At 44.9% G+C, this 18,357-nt stretch carries 26 protein-coding genes and 1 tRNA gene; 20 read left to right on the top strand and 7 right to left on the bottom strand.

Annotated features, from left to right (window positions below):
- Positions 1 to 103: 103 nt before the first annotated feature.
- The 3 genes from dnaG (at position 104) to DKB62_RS01520 (ending at position 3,327) form a co-directional block, all read left to right on the top strand.
- Positions 104 to 1,897, top strand: a complete 1,794-nt coding sequence (gene dnaG, locus DKB62_RS01530) for a DNA primase (RefSeq protein ID WP_107195947.1) — start codon at positions 104 to 106, stop codon at positions 1,895 to 1,897.
- 20 nt (positions 1,898 to 1,917) lie between these two features.
- Positions 1,918 to 3,186 carry an RNA polymerase sigma factor RpoD gene (gene rpoD / locus DKB62_RS01525; protein WP_087477174.1) on the top strand — a complete coding sequence of 423 codons (1,269 nt, stop codon included), beginning with the start codon at positions 1,918 to 1,920 and terminating at the stop codon, positions 3,184 to 3,186.
- 66 nt (positions 3,187 to 3,252) lie between these two features.
- Positions 3,253 to 3,327 (top strand) — tRNA-Ile (locus DKB62_RS01520).
- On the opposite strand, the gene DKB62_RS12940 is transcribed toward DKB62_RS01520, so the two are convergent.
- The 6 genes from DKB62_RS12940 to DKB62_RS01495 all read right to left on the bottom strand — a co-directional run bounded on the left by DKB62_RS12940 (position 3,284) and on the right by DKB62_RS01495 (position 8,029).
- A complete protein-coding gene (locus DKB62_RS12940; RefSeq protein ID WP_353866909.1) occupies positions 3,284 to 4,816 on the bottom strand; it encodes a recombinase family protein in 1,533 nt (510 codons plus the stop codon). The genes DKB62_RS01520 and DKB62_RS12940 overlap by 44 nt on opposite strands.
- A gap of 526 nt (positions 4,817 to 5,342) precedes the next feature.
- The gene (locus tag DKB62_RS12500; RefSeq protein ID WP_162860278.1) at positions 5,343 to 5,786 is read right to left on the bottom strand and encodes a hypothetical protein; all 444 of its coding nucleotides are present in this window, start codon (positions 5,784 to 5,786) and stop codon (positions 5,343 to 5,345) included.
- Between the two features lie 82 nt (positions 5,787 to 5,868).
- On the bottom strand, positions 5,869 to 6,252 hold the full coding sequence (locus tag DKB62_RS12495) for a hypothetical protein (protein ID WP_157949683.1): 384 nt from the start codon (positions 6,250 to 6,252) through the stop codon (positions 5,869 to 5,871).
- A gap of 49 nt (positions 6,253 to 6,301) precedes the next feature.
- Positions 6,302 to 6,736 (bottom strand): hypothetical protein, encoded by a 435-nt coding sequence (locus tag DKB62_RS01505; protein ID WP_107195948.1) that lies wholly within the window; start codon positions 6,734 to 6,736, stop codon positions 6,302 to 6,304.
- A gap of 76 nt (positions 6,737 to 6,812) precedes the next feature.
- Entirely contained in the window at positions 6,813 to 7,475 is a 663-nt protein-coding gene (locus DKB62_RS01500) for an NYN domain-containing protein (RefSeq protein WP_107195949.1), read from the bottom strand.
- Between the two features lie 194 nt (positions 7,476 to 7,669).
- The gene (locus DKB62_RS01495; RefSeq protein ID WP_107195950.1) at positions 7,670 to 8,029 is read right to left on the bottom strand and encodes a helix-turn-helix domain-containing protein; all 360 of its coding nucleotides are present in this window, start codon (positions 8,027 to 8,029) and stop codon (positions 7,670 to 7,672) included.
- Positions 8,030 to 8,185: 156 nt separating this feature from the next.
- Here DKB62_RS01495 and DKB62_RS01490 point away from each other — a divergent pair, with 156 nt between their 5' ends.
- From DKB62_RS01490 to DKB62_RS01435, 15 genes are all read left to right on the top strand, one after another.
- On the top strand, positions 8,186 to 8,428 hold the full coding sequence (locus DKB62_RS01490) for a helix-turn-helix domain-containing protein (RefSeq protein ID WP_232818786.1): 243 nt from the start codon (positions 8,186 to 8,188) through the stop codon (positions 8,426 to 8,428).
- Positions 8,429 to 8,460: 32 nt separating this feature from the next.
- Positions 8,461 to 8,703 (top strand): helix-turn-helix domain-containing protein, encoded by a 243-nt coding sequence (locus DKB62_RS01485; protein WP_107195951.1) that lies wholly within the window; start codon positions 8,461 to 8,463, stop codon positions 8,701 to 8,703.
- Positions 8,704 to 8,831: 128 nt separating this feature from the next.
- Entirely contained in the window at positions 8,832 to 9,005 is a 174-nt protein-coding gene (locus tag DKB62_RS12490; protein WP_157949684.1) for a hypothetical protein, read from the top strand.
- 8 nt (positions 9,006 to 9,013) lie between these two features.
- Positions 9,014 to 9,187, top strand: a complete 174-nt coding sequence (locus DKB62_RS12485; protein WP_157949685.1) for a hypothetical protein — start codon at positions 9,014 to 9,016, stop codon at positions 9,185 to 9,187.
- Between the two features lie 12 nt (positions 9,188 to 9,199).
- On the top strand, positions 9,200 to 9,337 hold the full coding sequence (locus DKB62_RS12480) for a hypothetical protein (protein WP_157949686.1): 138 nt from the start codon (positions 9,200 to 9,202) through the stop codon (positions 9,335 to 9,337).
- Positions 9,321 to 10,427: an ArdC family protein gene (locus DKB62_RS01480; RefSeq protein ID WP_107195952.1), complete on the top strand. Its 1,107-nt coding sequence runs from the start codon at positions 9,321 to 9,323 to the stop codon at positions 10,425 to 10,427. The genes DKB62_RS12480 and DKB62_RS01480 overlap by 17 nt, the downstream gene beginning before the upstream one ends.
- An 11-nt stretch (positions 10,428 to 10,438) precedes the next feature.
- Positions 10,439 to 10,897 carry a phage replisome organizer N-terminal domain-containing protein gene (locus DKB62_RS01475; RefSeq protein ID WP_107195953.1) on the top strand — a complete coding sequence of 153 codons (459 nt, stop codon included), beginning with the start codon at positions 10,439 to 10,441 and terminating at the stop codon, positions 10,895 to 10,897.
- Between the two features lies 1 nt (position 10,898).
- Positions 10,899 to 11,207: a hypothetical protein gene (locus DKB62_RS01470; RefSeq protein ID WP_107195954.1), complete on the top strand. Its 309-nt coding sequence runs from the start codon at positions 10,899 to 10,901 to the stop codon at positions 11,205 to 11,207.
- A complete protein-coding gene (locus tag DKB62_RS01465; RefSeq protein WP_107195955.1) occupies positions 11,204 to 11,677 on the top strand; it encodes a phage replisome organizer N-terminal domain-containing protein in 474 nt (157 codons plus the stop codon). The genes DKB62_RS01470 and DKB62_RS01465 overlap by 4 nt, the downstream gene beginning before the upstream one ends.
- A gap of 417 nt (positions 11,678 to 12,094) precedes the next feature.
- A complete protein-coding gene (locus DKB62_RS01460; protein ID WP_107195956.1) occupies positions 12,095 to 12,532 on the top strand; it encodes a hypothetical protein in 438 nt (145 codons plus the stop codon).
- A gap of 11 nt (positions 12,533 to 12,543) precedes the next feature.
- Positions 12,544 to 13,401 (top strand): phage NrS-1 polymerase family protein, encoded by an 858-nt coding sequence (locus DKB62_RS01455; RefSeq protein ID WP_232818787.1) that lies wholly within the window; start codon positions 12,544 to 12,546, stop codon positions 13,399 to 13,401.
- 172 nt (positions 13,402 to 13,573) lie between these two features.
- Positions 13,574 to 13,762, top strand: coding sequence for a hypothetical protein (locus tag DKB62_RS01450; protein ID WP_107195957.1), 189 nt, complete (start codon positions 13,574 to 13,576; stop codon positions 13,760 to 13,762).
- Between the two features lie 22 nt (positions 13,763 to 13,784).
- Entirely contained in the window at positions 13,785 to 14,066 is a 282-nt protein-coding gene (locus tag DKB62_RS01445; RefSeq protein WP_107195958.1) for a hypothetical protein, read from the top strand.
- Positions 14,067 to 14,405: a hypothetical protein gene (locus DKB62_RS01440; protein WP_107195959.1), complete on the top strand. Its 339-nt coding sequence runs from the start codon at positions 14,067 to 14,069 to the stop codon at positions 14,403 to 14,405.
- Positions 14,406 to 14,409: 4 nt separating this feature from the next.
- Complete coding sequence (locus DKB62_RS01435; protein WP_157949687.1) at positions 14,410 to 14,931, top strand: pentapeptide repeat-containing protein; 522 nt, start codon at positions 14,410 to 14,412, stop codon at positions 14,929 to 14,931.
- Between the two features lie 31 nt (positions 14,932 to 14,962).
- Here DKB62_RS01435 and DKB62_RS12475 read toward each other — a convergent pair whose 3' ends face one another.
- Positions 14,963 to 15,196 carry a hypothetical protein gene (locus DKB62_RS12475; protein ID WP_157949688.1) on the bottom strand — a complete coding sequence of 78 codons (234 nt, stop codon included), beginning with the start codon at positions 15,194 to 15,196 and terminating at the stop codon, positions 14,963 to 14,965.
- A gap of 129 nt (positions 15,197 to 15,325) precedes the next feature.
- Between DKB62_RS12475 and DKB62_RS01430 the strand changes: the two genes are divergently transcribed.
- A complete protein-coding gene (locus DKB62_RS01430) occupies positions 15,326 to 15,541 on the top strand; it encodes a hypothetical protein (RefSeq protein ID WP_107195961.1) in 216 nt (71 codons plus the stop codon).
- A complete protein-coding gene (locus DKB62_RS01425; protein ID WP_107195962.1) occupies positions 15,541 to 18,291 on the top strand; it encodes a hypothetical protein in 2,751 nt (916 codons plus the stop codon). The genes DKB62_RS01430 and DKB62_RS01425 overlap by 1 nt, the downstream gene beginning before the upstream one ends.
- The last annotated feature ends 66 nt before the right edge of the window (positions 18,292 to 18,357 follow it).

Below are 18,357 nucleotides of genomic sequence, written 5' to 3'. Positions count from 1 at the left end.
CAGGTCTCCTGTTTTTTTCGCGGTTTGGAAATAAAAGAAGGATTTTGGCCGGGCCATAGAGAATATATTATCGTCGGAATAATTAAAGGTACAGGTGATTGGCGTGAGGAGATTTTCCAGTGAATTCATTGAACAGGTGCGGCAAGCCAACGACATCGTCGGCGTCATATCAGGGTATGTGTCCCTGAAGCGCCAGGGACGGAATTTCTGGGCCTGCTGTCCTTTTCACAGTGAAAAAACAGCGTCTTTCAGCGTCGCCGCTGACAAAGGTTTTTTTTATTGTTTCGGCTGTCATGCCTCGGGCGACGTATTTAAATTCATTATGATGCAGGAGCACGTTTCCTTTTCCGACGCCGTGACGATGCTGGCCGAGCGGGCTCATATCCCCCTGCCGGAAATCCAGAAGTCGGCTGAGGAAATCGAACGGGAACGGCTGGCAGGCCGCTTGTATCAAATCAATGAAATGGCCGGGAATTTTTTTCATAATTGTCTGACGAAAACTCATTACGGAGAACCGGGACTGGCCTACTTTCACAAGCGCCGCGTATCCGACGGGACGATCCGGGAATTTAAGCTCGGTTTCGCGCCGGACAGCTGGAACAAGCTGACTGATGCCTTTATGAAAAAAGGCGTGTCGGGAAAGGATTTGGTGCTGTTGGGACTGGCGAAGGAAAAGAACGGCCGTTTTTACGATGCCTTCCGCAATCGGGTTATCTTTCCCATACGGGACGGCCGCAGCCGCATTGTCGGATTCGGCGGCCGCGTGCTGGACGACAGCCGGCCGAAATACCTGAATTCTCCCGAAACGCCTATATTTAATAAACGCCGCTTATTATTTGCCATGGATCTGGCTCACAAAGCCATTTATGAAGAGGGAAAGGCGGTCCTCGTCGAAGGCTACATGGACGTCGTAGCAGCTCACGACAAGGGCATACGCAACGTCGTAGCCTCTCTGGGTACGTCGTTTACGCTGGAGCAGGCCCGCCTGCTGCAGCGGCAGGCCGACGAGCTGGTACTGTCCTACGACATGGACGGCGCCGGCCGGCAGGCGACGCTGCGGGCGATGGAGATCGTCCGCGGCATGGGCCTGCGGATACGCGTCGTGTCGCTGCCCCAGGGAAAGGATCCGGACGAATATATTAATTCAGCCGGGCCGGAAAAATTTAAAGAAGCCGTTGCCAACGCGCCCAACGCTCTGGACTATATGCTCCAGACGGCGCTGCGCCAATACGACGGCACGACGCTGGAAGGAAAATCCTCCATTACGGCCATGGTTCTTCCCGTCGTGGCGACCGTAGACAACCGGGTCGTTTTAGACGGCTTTTTAAAGAAAATGGCCAGGCAAATACAAATTGATGAAACAGCTGTCCGCAGCGAATTTAATAAATACGTGGCCAAGCATCCGGAATTAGGCCAGCAGCAAGTCGTCATATCGCCGACAGTGTTTCATGAAAACGCGGCGGCCCGTGGACAAGGCTCCATGGCTGTGGCGGAAGAAAATATTCTGCGCTTCTTATTGGAAAAACCGTCGGCATGCGAACGCATCCGGCAGAAAATCGATATCGCCTTTTTTATGGATGAACGCCGGCGCCGCATATATCAAACTATTTTAGACGTCTACGCCTCGCAGGGGGCCTATGCCAAAGCGGATATTCAGCAGCGCCTGACGCCGGAAGAGGCGGAAGAAGTAGCGCGGATTATGATTTTGCAGGACGTCCCTATGGACGAAGCCGTGCTGATGGATTATGTCAGGCGGTTCCGCTTAGCCGAGCTGCAGAAGCAGTATATCGAGCACAGCCAAAAAGCGACTGCGTACAGCCGCAATAACGACCAGCGGGTTATAGAAGAATTAGCAGCATGCAAGCGAATAAACGAAGAAATCAAGAAGTGGTCTTAGGAGAAAGGAGCTTGTACGTCATGGTAAAAACGACAGATGCAGTTGAAAATACAATAGAAAAGAAAGCCGGCGCGAAGAAAAGTACAGCGAAGAAAGCGCCGAAACGCAAAACAAGTAAGAAAAAAGAACCGGCAAAGCAGATGAGCGAACAAGAACGCCGTGAAATCGTCCTGCAGCACATTAAGCAGCTTCTCCAAACGGGCCAGAAAAAAGGCTGTCTCACGTATACGGAAATCATGAACGTCATGGAAGAGGACGACCTGTCGCCGGAACAAATCGACAAGATGTACGAGCTGTTTGCTGATAAGGGCATCGACATCATCGGCGAAGACGATTCCCTGAACGACAACGACGACCTTAACGTCGACGACGACGGCGAACCCGTTCCCGATCTGCACAACGTCGATTTAAGCGTTCCCGAGGGCATTAATATCGACGACCCTGTCCGCATGTATCTGAAGGAAATCGGCCGGGTACCCCTCCTGTCGGCGACGGAAGAAATCGCGTTGGCCCAGGCTATCGAGCGAGGCAATTCGCCCGATGCGACGGAAGAAGAATTAAAGGCCGGAGCTATGGCCAAGAAAAAACTGACCGATGCGAACCTGCGCCTCGTCGTCAGCATTGCCAAGCGGTACGTAGGACGAGGCATGCTGTTCCTCGATCTCATTCAGGAAGGCAATCTGGGCCTCTTGAAAGCCGTCGACAAATTCGATTACAGCAAGGGCTATAAATTCAGTACCTATGCAACATGGTGGATTCGCCAGGCCATTACCCGGGCTATTGCCGATCAAGCCCGGACGATACGCATTCCCGTCCACATGGTCGAAACGATTAATAAGCTCATCCGCATTTCCCGTCAGCTCCTGCAGGATAAAGGCAGAGAGCCCCTGCCGGAAGAAATTGCCGAAAAGATGGATATTCCCGTAGAACGCGTCCGGGAAATCATGAAGATTGCCCAGGAACCGGTATCGCTGGAAACGCCTATTGGCGAAGAAGAAGACTCCCATTTGGGAGACTTTATCGAAGACTCCGAAGCGATTGCTCCGGACGACGCAGCGTCCTTTATTTTGCTGAAAGAGCAGATCGAAGACGTGTTCTCCTGCCTGACGGACAGGGAACGCAAGGTCCTGTACCTGCGCTTCGGCTTGAAGGACGGCCGTCCCAGAACGCTGGAAGAAGTAGGCCAGCATTTTAACGTCACGCGCGAACGAATCCGCCAGATTGAAGGCAAGGCTCTCAGCAAGCTGCGCAATTGGGGCAAGCGGGAAAAGATTAAAGATTTTCTTTAATCCTTAACTTGACGAGTCTATTTTCTTATCGTATAATTATTTGGTAAGGGTTTTACCTTACCTTTAGGGCCTATAGCTCAGCGGTAGAGCCCCCGGCTCATAACCGGTTGGTCCCTGGTTCAAATCCAGGTGGGCCCACCAGATTATGCATACTCGAACACGGTAATACCGCGTGGTTGTCGAGTATTGGAATATCTTTGTTGTAATTGTATTGAATTTCAATATGATCATCAAAGACTATGATACGGCGAATGAAAGTTTCGAACATATCGAGCTTGCATTCGTCGTATTTTTTTATTTTCTTCAAAAATGATGTGAGATAGTATTCGACGAATTCTTCCGTTATAGTAAACGCTTTTGCGATTAGCTTTTCTTTAGAAATGGCTTCTTGTAATTCTAACACTTCATGTTCGTATCGTTCGATATTATTTTTTATTGTTTCGGAAAAAATGCCTTGCTCAATGGCTTTGATGGAATTTGTTAGCTTTTTCTGCACTTCTTCCATCTCTTTTTCTAATCGCTCTACTATGCCGCTATCTTTGTTCTTTTCTTGGAAAGCTGCGACCTGTTTTGCAATTGATTTTATAGAGTTGGGTGCGGAGAGAATTTGAATGGTCGTGTCTAATATAGCTTTTTCCAATTCGTCCCGGCGTAAGTTTTTCGAACTGCATTTTTTGTCCAAACGCTTGCTTTTCTCGGAACCGTTGTTTTTGGATGAGCATGTGTAGTAATAATACTTGTTGCCATTGCGAGAAGTGCCGCTGACGCCCGTATAAGCGCATCCGCAGAGACCGCAATATATTTTACCTACCAACGCATAGTTAGCGCTTTTAGGGGAAACTAGGCCGGTTCTCTTACGTTTATTAAACATACGTTGTACAGCGTCGAAATCAGCGAGGGAAACCATTGGGGGAACGTAATTTTTAAAGACTTGCCCCTGATAGTTAAATGTCCCGATATAAATAGGATTCCTGGCTATATGGGACAAACTATTTCGTGTCCATGGTTTATTAAATGATGTGCGATAGCCTTTTTCATTCAAGGTCTTTACGATTGATGAGTATTTTTGCCCAGAGGCTAGTAGAGAAAAAATGAGGCGAACGCCAGAGACTTGTTCATGGTTAAAGTGCAGATGCTTATCAGGTCCTAGGTAAAAGCCATAAGGGATATTACCGCCGGGCCATTTGCCATTTATTACATTTTCCAACATGCCTCGTTTTACTTTTTGAGCGAGATCTGCTAAAAAATATTCGGAGCAGCCTTCAATGACCGACTCTAATATGATGCCCGACGGATCGTCTGCGATTTTTTCCTTGGCGGATAAAACTCGGACTCCGTTTTTTTTGAGTTTGTACTTGTAGACAGCTGAATCGTACCTGTTGCGCGAAAACCGGTCCAACGTATAAACTATTACATAATCAAAGGCATGCTTGCTGCTATCTTCAATCATTTTCAGAAAATCGGGCCGGTTAACCGTTTTTGCAGAAAAAGCTCTGTCTATATATTCGTGGATAATTGACAAATTATTTTGGGCAGCAAATGCTTTACACTCTCTAATTTGCCCTTCAATGGATTCTTCTCTCTGTCTATTTGACGAATATCTGGCGTAAATGACGGCTGTTTTTGTCATTGATTTTCACCTCTCTTTTTTGATGCAACATGATGATATTGGCTAAAAAGCTAATTGACGAGGCCCATATAAAACCGTATAATAGATATAGAAAAGGTGTTGCCGGTAACGGTCAGCCCCAATGATTAAGAGATTTGAAAAACCGCCTAACGTTGGAAGCCGAAGGCGGTTTTTCTTATGCTTTGATACAGAGGATTAACGTTATTAGTAAGACTAAGAACGCGAAAAAATCGAACTGTGTCATACGCATCGCCCCTTTCCGGGGCTAGGATTGACCGCCTACCATTCTGGCAACACCTAGGATTTCATTATATAGGAGAGCCTAGATGTTGTCAAAATGGTGAAATCAAGGCGAATTATGCATGTAGTGTAACTGCATGCGTTTTTTATTTACTGATTATGTCCATTAAATTATTGATGATAAATTGAGTCAGCGACCAAGGAGTTCCTTAGAAAGTATGAAATCGGGTACGATGCGTTTTCTGAACAATCAAATATCATCAATCAGATATAATAATTGTAAAATTTATCTGTAAAAGGGTTTATTATAGCATTTTATGAAATAAAAATTTGCTGCTTCGCTATAAGCAGTTGTTGATATATGCGTTTTAGCTGAGACATCTATAATTGCTGATGGTTTGTTTTCTATTTTTAATAATGTACCGTCGGGAGAATAGGCTGAAATATTTAATCCCTTTACACGTACTTTACGAGTACTGTAATCGTAATAAAATAAATTTGTTGTAGCAAATATTTCTGGAGATCCAAAAAATTCGTAAAACATTTTACCTTCAATAATGTAATATGGAGGCTCATATCGTATAGATTTGGTTGAGTTTGAGTCAACATAAATATTTGCTTCTATATCGGACATAATTTTTACATAATTCGAATTATTTAAAAACGACGCAAAAATTGTGCAGCATTGCAAGAGAAAGAAAATTATAATACTGAATATAATTTTTTTCATACGAGTAGCACCTCCAATAGTATGAGTTGTCCTTAAATTTTATTATCAATACATCCGACAATATGCAGTTTTATTGGACTATCTATTCTAAAGAAAAAACAACATAATAAAGTTTTTCGTTTATAGGGGAGGAAGAAATAGGAAGCCATTTTAACGAATATAACGGGGGTCGATTAGGTGATCCATATGCTTCCAAAAATTTTCCATTTGCACTATAAATTTCTAAATTATAAACAGTAGAAGTTTTATTTTTCTCATTTAAAATTACATCTGCAATTAAATAGCTCTTATCTCCTGTTATTTGTTTGTAACGTATAAAACCCAAACCAGAAGATACCTGGATAGAGCTGCGATCTATATATATTAATGAGTTATCACTTGTGTGCCCTAAAAGCTGCCAATTAGTTGCTAAAACGGGAGCTATAGCAATGATATTTAATAACAATATAATTAAAATTTTTTTCATGACAATTCTCCCTTCTTAATCTAATATTGTGACTATTTATTAAGTAGATTTAGCATATAGGGAAAAAGCATTTTTGGTAGCATATCAAAAAATATAAATCTGCTATTGATTCAACTATTGTGCCAGGTTCAATCTTATTCATAACTTCGTCTTTATCTGTGTACTGTAACAATTTACCATCAGATGAATAAGTTGAAAAACCAATAGGTTTATAATATGCTTCTTTCTTTTCGTCATTGTAATAAAAAAGAACAGTAATACTTCCAATAGCTTGTAATTCAAAATTTTCACTGAATATCTTGCCCTTAATGACATAGTAGGGAGGTTCATAACGTATTGATTCAGGCGTATTTTTTTCGATATATATATTGTCCTTCATTGATGCGTCTATTTTGATATAATTAGGATTATTATTCAGAAAAGATGCCCATGAAATGTTCCAAGGAATAATAAAAAAAAGTAAAAACAATAATATCTTTTTCATGAAAAGACCCCTCCATAGAAAAACGTTTTATAAAATTTGTATATCAAAATAATAAGTGCGATTCTCTTAAACTTTGCTACTTTTGAGGCTTATAGGACGAATCACAGGTATAGAGACCATCGATATGTTCATATAAATCTGGTTTTATATGGTTATATAACGGGTCCAGAATAAAATCTATTCCTTCGCGTCGAGCCAATTTTGCAGCGGGAACGAAATCGCTGTCTCCGGAGATCAGGATGATCCGTTCCACTTGTTTTTTATAAGCCAGTGATGCAATATCAATTCCTATTTTTATATCGACGCCTTTTTGGTCAACATTGATGCTAAAATCATTTTCTGTTAATTCATCAATGGATTTGGTGCCTGCAATGATTTTTCTAAAAACTTGTGGCCGTATATTAAAATGTGCTTGTTCATCGGATAATTTGCCAAGGCGAAGTGCAACTTTGCGTTTTTTACGTAATTCTTCAAAAAAATCAGTAGTCCAAGTGAATAAATCTGTTTTTCCGAAATCAATAGTTTTCTTTAATAATGGATGATAAACCTTCTTTTCCATTGGAGGGCAGTCATAGTAAAAAATTCTATATAATTCATTGCTTTCTGAAGAAAAACGATTTAAATGCCGGTAACAATACTGAATCAATTCATTAGCACGATCCTGAGCTGTTTTTTCGCCTAAACAAGCCTGGGCTCGGCGTCGATAAAATCCACCATCAATCATTATGGCAACTTTCATAAAAGGATACCTCCTAAAAATAAAAAAAGTCCTTGGATTCGGCGCACTCCCTATAATTGGACGGCTTACTACCAAGGACACTATTAACACTTATATGATTGTGTAAATAGTATAAGTCCTCGTCATACATTTGTCAAGCTATTCTTGATTAGTAATTCATCCAACTTATCATTCATTTTTGAAATTGACAAAAATTATATTGCCTCGTTTTCTTTCACTTTAGGTTGCACGGCTTTATATTGAATGTCTAAAATTGTATCTACCGTTTCTTTTCCTTCTGGGGAAATGAGACGGTATTTTTTTATTAGTGACTGCTCATGCGCAGTTGCATAAAAGTTAAATTTAGGGTTTTCTTCATATCCCATTAACCAGCCCGGATTTACAGATAAAGCATCTGAAATTAGTGCGATTTTATCTTGTTTAGGCATGTATTTTCCCACTAAATAATCAGAGATGGAAGATGGGCGAATTCCCGTTAACCGTGATAATTCAGCAGGCGTAATATTTTTTTCATTCATGATCTGTTTTATACGTGTTATCAAAATATTTTCCATGGTATTTCTCCATTTCTATATGTTACTAAAATTATATACGGAAAAACGTAGAAAATCAACTTTTTTACGAAGAAAAATACGGAAAACCGTTGACAGATAGATTAAAATACGATACGATTGAAATACGGAAAACCGTATAAGAAGGAGGCGATAAAATTGAATGTAGAATTCAATTATGCTCATTTAAGAGGATTCATTGCTGAACACTTTAAGAGCATTGACAATTTTGCAAAGTTCCTAGGAATAGGCACCACTGCTTTATATGATAGATTAGGGAATCGTGTGCCTTTTACCCAACGGGAAATTGATAAAGTTGCCAATCATGCTACTGAAAGGAAATTATCAGCGGAAGAAATTTCTGTTCTTTTTTTTACCCATAAAATACGGAAAACCGTATAAAAACTGTTAATTCCTTGGAGGAGGCTTGTTGCATGGAAAAAGAACGAATCTACCCAGATGACGTCGACCGGCTGCTGTCCATCGACGAAGTAGCTGCCAGGCTTCGCACTTCGCCGGCCTTTGTGCGGGAGCTGATGGATGCCGGGCTGCTGATTGGGCTGAAGTTTAAGAAGAACCGGCGGGTGCGGAAAGTCACGCTGAACCGTTTTTTAGAGAAGTATGACGGCTGTGATATGTATGACGTATTGCAGCAAGCTGTAGGAGCTGAGAAGTGAAATATAGAATCCGCCTGCTGCCACAGGCGGATTCAAAGTACCGATGGGAATTAGTTCTATCTTTAGTATACGTGTGAAAAATCATGGAATCAATACTTAAAAAAGCGACATGAAATGAGGTGGCTTGTATGACGGAATTGGAAGCTGCGATGGCACGGCCAGTCAATGAAAATGAACTGAAGATACGGTTTGAGTTCTTCTGTAAAAGCATGATAAACGCTGCCCGGGACCCGGAGGTCCAGGCAGATTACCAGCAGTGGCTAAAAGAAAAGAGACAGCGTGAACAGCAGGAAGTTTTATAGGTGATGAAATGCGAATAGAAGTTGAAATAAATGGTAAGACATTGACTTTTACGGAGGCTGTCTGGCACGATGGCCAACTGCTGGGATACAACGACAACGATGTGATCCAGATTGCTACCGGTAAAGAAGGAATCGCTATCCGGGTGATATCCAAATTTGATTTCCCGGACAGTAAATTATAAGGAGGAATGTATATGATGAACGATACTGAAGCCCGTGCGTATGGGGCCATAGATGATGAAGACGTTTTTATGCCTGGCGAGCTTGAAGATTTGCTTGCTGATTTTTGGGAAGATGAAGGGGAGGTGACCAGTCATGGCGATGCCGAATAAGCTGGAAGAGCAGCGGAAGCAACTGGTAGATAAGATTGTCGCTGATATGGAAGCCGGCAAGGCCTTTTTCTGGGAACCGGGATATACGGCACACCGGATGGTCAATGCCGTGACTGGCAAACCCTACCGCGGCGGCAATGCCATATCCCTGATGGCTGCGTCTGAAGCCAAGGGATATGATGATCCGCGCTGGTGTACCTTTAATCAGGCCAAGGAAAACGGCTGGCATGTGAAAAAAGGCGAAAAAGGGACGGCCATCGAAGTTTGGAAGGCCTATGAGATAGAGAAAAGCGATGAAAGGGCGGCGGATAGCGAAGAGCCGAAAAAGGAAACGCGCTATTGGCGGGTTGCCGGTTATACCGTTTTTAATGCCAAGCAGATAGACGGCATCCCGGCTATGCCGGAACGGACGGCTGAAGAAATCGCCGCGGAACGGAAAAAGCAGATCGCCGAGCTGGAGCTGCTCATTAAAAATAGTGAAGCTGAAATTTTCCATGACCAGACTGCAAAGAACTTTTATCGCAAGACGGACGATACGATTCACGTTATTGCGCCGGAAAAATTTGATTCGATTGACCATTATTATGCGACGGTTACCCATGAAATTGCCCACAGCACTGGTGCTGAAAAACGGCTTGGCCGGGATTTAAGAGGTACGTTCGGACAGCCGGATTATGCTAAAGAAGAGTTACGGGCAGAAATGGCTTCTATGTTTATTCAGCAAGAATATAACGTCCGATTTGACAAAAAACACTATGAAAACCATGCGGCCTATTTGACCAGCTGGATGCAGGTGTTGAAGCGTGATCCCAATGAATTGTACCGTGCTGCAAGCGATGCAGAAAAAGCAGTCGATTATATGAAGTCCCATATGATTGAGCGGGATCTGAAGAAGGAAGAAGAAAAAACTGTGCAAATGACAGCTGAAAAAGATGTATGCCAAGAAGCTGTCACGGCCAAGACGCCGCCGCAAGAACGGCCGAAGCATAATATCCAGCGGACCATTGAACTTAAGCCCCGGAAACGGCGCGTCGTAGCACGGCGCAGCCCTGCAAAGGAACAAGGACGGGAACGCGCTTTGAGCCGGTAGGAGGTGAGATCATGAAGATGGAAAAAAGAAACTGGTCAGATAGTTTATTTCCTGACTTTGAAGAAGGCGGCATGAGAGACAGAAACGGCCGGATATATTTTTATCGGCTGGGATTGGATTTTATGTCGGACGAAACCATTGAATGGCTGGAAGAGGAAGATAAAAGCCAAATATACGCTTATTTTTACTTGAAGCTGTGCCTGGCGTTTTTGCGTAAAGACGGCCTGCTCCAACAAAATGTCGGTGAGCGGAAATTGCCGTGCAGCATGGAGTATATCGCCCATAAAACTCGAGTACCGGTGCACATAGTCAAGCAAGGGATGGTAAAACTTGAACACGTCGGATTGATTAAAAAACTGGAAGATGGGCGGTATTATATACCCACGCTGCTCGAACATCTGGGCTCCGAGTGCGGTGCTGCCAAACGGATGCGCCGTATGCGATACCGGAAAAAAGCAGGGGAGGGCTAATATGAAAAAGGAGCTGCGGATTAGAAATGATTTTTTCGACCAGGACTGCATCAATTGGATATTAAGCCAACCGAACGGCAGCTTATATATACTATTGTACCTTCACCTGTGTTGCTTATCCTTGCACGATAATGAGGCTGCGATACCCTATAATGTGCAATGGATTCAAGCGCATACGCCTGTTTCAATCGATGGTAATGTCATCGATTCAGGCATTCAATTACTGGTAAAAGCGGGGCTGCTGGAGGTTAACGATGCGTCGCTGGTATTGCCTTCCTCCAATTCAGTCATTGTTAGGAGGGCAATATGAGCAATAAGAAATACTATTTCATGAAAATAAAAGATGACTTTTTGGATCGGGACGATATAAAATGGCTTATGAGCGAACCAGACGGTCCGCAGTATGTCTGCCTGTATTTAGCCTTGTGTATACGTTCGTTACGTCATGAAGGCAAGCTGATTCAGCAGGTAGGGAACGATGAAATACCGTACGATGTGCACGGATTGAGCCGGTTGACCGGCATGCCTCCATCCGTAGTCGAGGCCGGTATGCACCGGCTGATCCGGGCGCAGCTCGTAGAAATTCTGCCGCCGACGGAAGCGATGATGACCGGCGCTTTTTACATATCTCATTATGAGTCGATGGTCGGAAGCGAGACGGACAGCGCTATCCGGATGCGTAAAATGAGGCAGAACAGGCAGGCTGCTACAAGGATGCAGAAAATGAGATCCCGAAAAAAAGAAGCTTTGCCACCAGGAAATGCTGTAAAAAATACGTGAAATTATTAACGAGCGTAACGGAGAGACTTGCCGAAGCGTAAATCGAGCGTAACAAGATGCGTAACGCGAGCGTAACAAGGTGCGTAACATGCCTGTGATAATTCATATCAAAATATGGTGTGGGACAGCATAGAAACGCCAAATACGGGAGCGTCACATTGTGACGCGGATGTGACGTCACATACTGTCACACCCTTGTCACAGGGGTGCGTAACGGCGATTCCCAGACAGCGTAACAAGGGGCGTAACATCGGCGTGATAATTTATATCAAAATATACCATGAGACAGCATAAATAAGCCGTTTATAAGAGCGTCACATTGTGACGCGGATGTGACAAAACTTTTGTCACAATGTGACGTAAGAGATTAGAGTATATGTACACAGTATATGTTAGTAGTAAGGATGAGGATACATCATGAAAGATGAAGACGGAAAAAAATATCCACAAGAAGAACGTGGAAGTGAATCCGTATGGGAAGCCTTGGGGATTGCCGGAGACAGTGAAGCCAGTGTGGATGTACTGGAAGCAAGCGGCATGACCCAGCGGCAGCAGGAACATCTTTGGAACGAAATCCGGCAGCTGCGGTATATCGATATGCAGATGAAAGACGCCGTACAGACCGGACATGAGGCGTCCCTGGCGTTCTGGCAGGACCAATATACCGGAAGATTGGACGAGCTGGAACGCTATATGCGGCGGCAGGGCATTCCTTACCGCCTGGAAAACTGCAAGGATTTCCGGAAGGAACGGGGGGAAGCCTGGCACAGGAAGAAGCTGGCTGCTGTAATACGCAGGAACAGCGGTAAGGAACAGGAACACGGCAGGTGCCGGGAACGGGTTTTGGAAAAGTAAGGAGGCGATGGATGGAAATGATACACCGAATACCGGAAGAATTACGAGAATATGCACAATGGGTGTGCTGGAAAATTGTCAAACGAAAAGAGAAGGGGCGCGTCAAGAAAATCAAGGTGCCTTTTGATCCCAAAAACGGACAGCCTGCCAAAGTCAATGACCCTTTAACATGGGGCACATACGAAGAAGCCTGCCGGGCAGCCTGCGACTACGACGGCCTAGGGTTTGTTTTTACGGAACAGGACCCATTTATTGGTATCGATATCGATCATTGCGTTGAGGATATGGTTTTGACAAAGGATGCATACCGTATCATGAAATCCTTAGGCTCCTATAGCGAAATTAGCCCTTCTGGGCGCGGTTTGCATATCATCGTGACCGGAATCATTCGGGACGGCCGTAAAGGGGCTAGAAACGACAAAATAGAAATATATTCGGCAAATCGTTTTTTCACTGTCACCGGGAATTGCATCTTATGGGCTCCGATCAACAACGGGCAAGATGTGCTTGACTATTTGATGGACGTCGTGCTGCCGGCGCCGGCCCCTGTAGATGCTTCACCTGCACCATCTGTACCCAAGCTGATGCTGGACGACGCACAAGTGCTCAAAAAGCTCTTTTCCCAGAAAAACAAGGAGCTTATGATTCGCTTGTACAACGGCGAAGACGCCATGTACGGCGATACGAGCCGTGATGACCTGTATTTTTGCTGGCAGATCAATTTTATCAACGGCAACGATCTGGCCCAAACTGACCGAATTTTCCGCAATTCCGGGCGTATGAGGGACAAGTGGGATACCGTTCATTTCAGTAATGGCAAGACTTACGGACAGAGAACGCTTGAAAAAAGCATTAACCAAGGGAGATAGCGAATCTCCGATGAGAGGTTACGTTTGCATATTCCAATAAACATTATGTGAAAAGCATAACTTTTAAGTGCCAATTTGTGCTGAATTGACACCTGAAGTTTGAATTCAAACCAAAAACGAAACCATATTCGTGTGAAAACGATATAAATTTTCAAAAAGAGGGAGGGGAGCAATGAATAGTGAAATCAAAGAGGCATTGGTACAGCTGGTTGTACGGATTATATACGCTGTAGCGGCACTGATGCTTTTCTTTATCGTGTATGGAATAACGGAATATGTATTCCAGCCGCCAGAACTGGTTGAAAGTACAGTGTTGATGTCAGCTGCAGTGCTGATTGCTGTGAAAGTGCTGTTTTTATAAATTAGGAAAGGGCGATGAAACAATGGATGACACAGATAAAGAGATTTTGCAGCAGAGGCAAAAAGTTCGTGTCGAAGAGCTGCTGAAAGAAGTCAATGAAATGCAGCGCGATATAGTAGATGTATTGAGCCGTAATTTGAAACTACAGATTAAAAACGAGGAACAGTATGAAGTCTTTGTTGAGACGGTAACGAAGTTGATCAAATCGGAACATCTGCGCCTTAAACTGGAACTGGTCAACACGGCGATATTATTTACGGTCGGGTTGTTTTTATTCTACTGCATCGTACATGGGGTGATATAGATGAAACAGTATCCGTCCCTGGCCCATGATACGGGCACACATATTGTGGAATATACGCTGCAATGTGCGGAATTTACCGGGCATGTGCAGCGAAGGTTTCGGGGGAATGCCAGAGGCGTGTTACCCTTTGCCGCGTTGGCCGATTGTATTGAGGAGCGGGTGCTTTCGAAAAGTAATGACGTCGAAATTATCCCGGTTACGGACCAGGAGGAGTTCTTTTTCGACGTCACGTTTCAGAACCACAAAGGCTCTTTAAATATGCAGCTTGAATATAGAGAATTGGATCAACTGGTTACGAAAATTGAGATTCTGGATTTTATAGAAGATGAAACGAGGTAATACTATGGAAAAAAAGATGTTTTTCGGCCGGGAAGTGATTGAAGGCAAGACCTTCAATGCGCTTCCAGAGATGGGCGATAAGAAATATTATGTGGAATGCAAATTTAAAGGCGTGCAGGCTGAAAGAGCGGATATGTCGCATACGGAGTTCAACCGCTGCGAGTTTGAAGGCTGCAACTTTAAAAACGCAAAGATGCAGGAGGCCGTCTTCAGCAATTCGTATTTTAGTGACTGCGAATTACGTAGCGCTGATTTGACGTTGGCCAAGCTGGATCACGGGCGGATAGACGGGTGCCGGATTGACGACATGCGCCTCGCCGGCGCCTCGTTTGAGAGCATGTATATGACGCGTAATAAGGGCAAGGCTTTGGATGTGGATTCCGTGCGGTTTGGGCTCGGCGGGGCGACGCAGACGGAATATGAACGGCATACGGCGAAGCTTAGGCAGGAATTATCTGGGGAAAAACAGGTAAAGAGGGTTATTGGCCGCCATACAGGCGGCCGAGAATCGGAAAGAGGGCGGTGACATGAAAGAACGGACTTGCGATTTTTGCGGCTCAATATTTATCCCTGCAGAGAAAAAACAGCGGTTTTGTTCGGCGCGATGCTGCCATTATTTCCATAATCGTATCGGCAATGACCATATCCAGCATGTGGTAAAGCCGCCAGAAGACCGGATTTTGCGCACGTTCCGTTGCCGTCAATGCGGTCGGATTGTGTATGTAACGGAAAAGGAGGACAAGCGGCAGCGGTTTTGTTCCGTAACTTGCAGTCGTAATTACCATCGTCATGAGAGACGCAGAGATTCGGGCCGGGCTTCCGGCGGCAGGGCATACTAAAGCATATATTAGCACAAAATGTGCTATTTAGTGCCTATTCATGCTAAGTAGTGACAGTTTGGCATAAGGGGAGTGTATAGAATGACATATGAAGAATTGAACGCGGCACATGTGGCGGAATTGCTCGCTCTCGGCGTACCGCCGGAAGAGCTGGAGGCGGTATTGGCGGCAGAAGAACGGACCGGACTGTCTTTTGCCGAAAGCCTGCGATTGCAGCAAGAGCAGCCGACACTATCTATGGATATTATGGCAGATACGCTCGAAAGCGGATTTTGCTATGAGGAGGATGACGGCTGATGGCACGGACTAAAAAAGAAAGGGATTGGAATTATTATAAGCCCTTCCTGCAGGAATATTGTCTGGGAAATTTATCGTATTCCAATAAGATTCCTCCTCATGCAGCATATTATCAGCGAAAGTTTTTTGCACCGGGCGAAAACGTAAATCGCGGAACCGGCAGTATTACGCTGTTTGATCCGAGTAATCCGCGCGAGGGAAACCAGTACACAATGTGGAAAGACTGGTCTGATCCGCAGGGGAAAGCCGGCGATATTTATGCCCTGATCATGAAAAATGAGCATATCCAGACGCGCTGGGAAGCCTATGACCGCTGTGAGGATTTGTTTGGGCCAGCCAAGCATGTGGTGAGGACACAGGCCATCAGAAAACGCAATCGGGCCATGCGGTATAAAAAGAAAGAAAGTACATTTAAGCTGACTAATGAACAGATCGCCCTGGAAAATGCAAAATGCCGGGAACAACGCCGGAAGATAGAAGCCCAGGTCATACAAAATTTAAAAGAGAACGGATGCCTGTTCAGGAGTTTGAACCATATTCCTTGCCAGGTGGGACATGACCGGAAAGGGGAGCTGGTATATCATCAGATGACCTGTGCAAATTATATGCATGCTATGATTTTAAATCAGGATGATCCGCGCTACATTTCGGAGCGCGATGCCAAAAAGGAAGGTTGGCGCATTAGAGATGGCGCCAAACCAGTGACCTTTGAGTATCTTGACACAAAAAGCTCGCCGTATCATTTGATGCGATGGCAGTTATATAATGGCGCCGACGTAATCGGTATGCCACCGTATAAAGCCCGGCCCATGACGCCGGAAAAAGACGTATTGGACAATATACGGGTCATGCTGCGCGGTAACGGTATAACAGATGATAATTCTGTCTTGTTTGACGATCCAATGGGACAGTTACGGGAACTGGCCTCAGAATCTACATGGCATGAAGCCAAAGTATTGGGGCAGCGGACGCTCGAACGGGAGCTGGTTATGACGCAGCTAATGCAGCAGTGCGGCGCCTCGCAGTATAAGCTGGCCGATGTAAGACCGGTCTTGGAACACCTCGAACGGGATTTTGAACGCAAAGGCAGTCAGAATTTATTTAAAAGCGGCTATCGCATGGATTTAGCAGTCCGGGGTATTACCGGGAAATATACGGATCAGCTGCTGAGGGATACTTTGGAACAGACACGGGTATTTCAGGCCGCTGAAAAGGCTCCGTTTAAGGAACTGCGGGTCTATATGGCTACGGATTTTAAAGCGCCGGGTGAAGATGGGTTTATCCCCAAAGGTGCGGCCCTGGAAGGAGAACGGGCCTATAAAGCGTTGACAGCGATTTTTCGCGAAGACATGAAGCTCTTTGGGCGCAGCGATGCTCCAGCTTTTGGCAGAGAGGTTTCTCTATATATTAAACTCCGAAATGATGGCATCAAAGGGCGTATTTCCCTGCCGTTGGGCCGTCTTGCTGGCGGGAACTGCGGCACCGTCAGCGAGTCAATATCTGAATTGCTGTTGAAACCCGACAGGGATAAGGTTTTTACCGAAGCCGGCAGGGAGACAGCCGTTGGAGAGCGCGTCCGTCTTCAAATGTTCAATAGTCCTGAATATAGGAAAACCTATGAGGAAAATCCTAAACTCTGTGAAGAACAGGCAATCAGTGAGATTGAAAAAGAATTTATAGTAAAAGAGGCGGTTGTACTAAAGAAAATGGAATCATTTGCCGCCGAAGAAAGCCAGTATATGCAGCATCACCCGGAGCTGGCCCTGGGAAAGCACCGGGCCGATACTTATTTATATCAGGTACCCGGCAAGTATTGCCAGGACGAAAAAGAAGTGCTGCGCGCGTTTGGGTCTGACCTTGTGGTCAATATACGCCGGCCAGACTTCTATGGTAAGGAAATGGACGGATACGTCATTGAGACTAGAGGGGCGTTGATGTCTGATGGACAGGGACATTTTTTATCGCCTGGCCACAATGAAGTAATAGTGGGACCATTTTTGAAGGAAAACGAAGCGCGGAAGTTGCAAGACTTTGAATCTAAATTTGAACTATCCATAACGGATACAACTGGTGAGGAACGGTATAAAGGCGAGACTGCCCGGCAATGCCTGTCATATCTGATGATGGACGACCGGGACATGTATGAACGTCAAAAAAGCGGGATGAAACCGGTAGAGCTGTCGCAGCGGCAGCATGTGACGGTGCGATTTGGTGATCAAGTACTAATGGATGAAGACGTATATCTGGGGCAGCTTGCCATGGGGAATTATACGTCCGTATATGACATGCTCGAGGCGCATTGCAAAGATAGGCAGAGCCTGCGCGATTTATACGGCGGCCTTCATGTCAACGAAAAGTATACGGTGAATCCGGAGTTATTGGATATTGTGCAATCCTATCAACAGGTGCCGCAAGAGTTAATTGATCAGGATTTAGAAAGAGAGTTCCTGCCGGAAGGAATGGAATCCAGCCGGCCCCGCGTAGGGCAGAAAGCGTCTGTTGCCATGCAGTGGTACAAAGCCAAGGCACTCGTCAATTATTGTCATACAGAGCGCGAAATTACGGATCATATTGTAGCCGATATGGCACGGAAGTATAAGGCAGAAACGATTGAGCGCGTCATAAAGACACATTTGCCGGAGTTGAAAAACTGTGTACACCAAAGTTTGGAACGGCCGGAAATCCAAAAAACGATAAAAGAAAATCGGGAACGAAACGCGATGAGGCTGGGGAAGGTAGTAAACAGGTAACAAAACGGCATAAAACGGGCTAAACAGTGCGAAATTGTGCCAGTTTAGCACAATCTGTGCTAAACT

The organism is Megasphaera stantonii, from assembly GCF_003367905.1.
In the GTDB taxonomy this organism is placed as follows: Bacteria; Bacillota; Negativicutes; order Veillonellales; family Megasphaeraceae; genus Megasphaera; species Megasphaera stantonii.
Note: the sequence above shows the minus strand (reverse complement) of the source record. Positions and strands in the feature narration are given on the sequence as shown.

Coding starts and splice junctions, on each gene's coding strand:
- rpoD (WP_087477174.1), top strand. CDS start 1,918: ATGGTAAAAACGACAGATGCAGTTGAAAATACAATAGAAAAGAAAGCC.
- DKB62_RS12940 (WP_353866909.1), bottom strand. CDS start 4,816: ATGACAAAAACAGCCGTCATTTACGCCAGATATTCGTCAAATAGACAG.
- DKB62_RS12500 (WP_162860278.1), bottom strand. CDS start 5,786: ATGAAAAAAATTATATTCAGTATTATAATTTTCTTTCTCTTGCAATGC.
- DKB62_RS12495 (WP_157949683.1), bottom strand. CDS start 6,252: ATGAAAAAAATTTTAATTATATTGTTATTAAATATCATTGCTATAGCT.
- DKB62_RS01505 (WP_107195948.1), bottom strand. CDS start 6,736: ATGAAAAAGATATTATTGTTTTTACTTTTTTTTATTATTCCTTGGAAC.
- DKB62_RS01500 (WP_107195949.1), bottom strand. CDS start 7,475: ATGAAAGTTGCCATAATGATTGATGGTGGATTTTATCGACGCCGAGCC.
- DKB62_RS01495 (WP_107195950.1), bottom strand. CDS start 8,029: ATGGAAAATATTTTGATAACACGTATAAAACAGATCATGAATGAAAAA.
- DKB62_RS01485 (WP_107195951.1), top strand. CDS start 8,461: ATGGAAAAAGAACGAATCTACCCAGATGACGTCGACCGGCTGCTGTCC.
- DKB62_RS12490 (WP_157949684.1), top strand. CDS start 8,832: ATGACGGAATTGGAAGCTGCGATGGCACGGCCAGTCAATGAAAATGAA.
- DKB62_RS12485 (WP_157949685.1), top strand. CDS start 9,014: ATGCGAATAGAAGTTGAAATAAATGGTAAGACATTGACTTTTACGGAG.
- DKB62_RS12480 (WP_157949686.1), top strand. CDS start 9,200: ATGATGAACGATACTGAAGCCCGTGCGTATGGGGCCATAGATGATGAA.
- DKB62_RS01480 (WP_107195952.1), top strand. CDS start 9,321: ATGGCGATGCCGAATAAGCTGGAAGAGCAGCGGAAGCAACTGGTAGAT.
- DKB62_RS01475 (WP_107195953.1), top strand. CDS start 10,439: ATGAAGATGGAAAAAAGAAACTGGTCAGATAGTTTATTTCCTGACTTT.
- DKB62_RS01470 (WP_107195954.1), top strand. CDS start 10,899: ATGAAAAAGGAGCTGCGGATTAGAAATGATTTTTTCGACCAGGACTGC.
- DKB62_RS01465 (WP_107195955.1), top strand. CDS start 11,204: ATGAGCAATAAGAAATACTATTTCATGAAAATAAAAGATGACTTTTTG.
- DKB62_RS01460 (WP_107195956.1), top strand. CDS start 12,095: ATGAAAGATGAAGACGGAAAAAAATATCCACAAGAAGAACGTGGAAGT.
- DKB62_RS01455 (WP_232818787.1), top strand. CDS start 12,544: ATGGAAATGATACACCGAATACCGGAAGAATTACGAGAATATGCACAA.
- DKB62_RS01450 (WP_107195957.1), top strand. CDS start 13,574: ATGAATAGTGAAATCAAAGAGGCATTGGTACAGCTGGTTGTACGGATT.
- DKB62_RS01445 (WP_107195958.1), top strand. CDS start 13,785: ATGGATGACACAGATAAAGAGATTTTGCAGCAGAGGCAAAAAGTTCGT.
- DKB62_RS01440 (WP_107195959.1), top strand. CDS start 14,067: ATGAAACAGTATCCGTCCCTGGCCCATGATACGGGCACACATATTGTG.
- DKB62_RS01435 (WP_157949687.1), top strand. CDS start 14,410: ATGGAAAAAAAGATGTTTTTCGGCCGGGAAGTGATTGAAGGCAAGACC.
- DKB62_RS12475 (WP_157949688.1), bottom strand. CDS start 15,196: ATGACGATGGTAATTACGACTGCAAGTTACGGAACAAAACCGCTGCCG.
- DKB62_RS01430 (WP_107195961.1), top strand. CDS start 15,326: ATGACATATGAAGAATTGAACGCGGCACATGTGGCGGAATTGCTCGCT.
- DKB62_RS01425 (WP_107195962.1), top strand. CDS start 15,541: ATGGCACGGACTAAAAAAGAAAGGGATTGGAATTATTATAAGCCCTTC.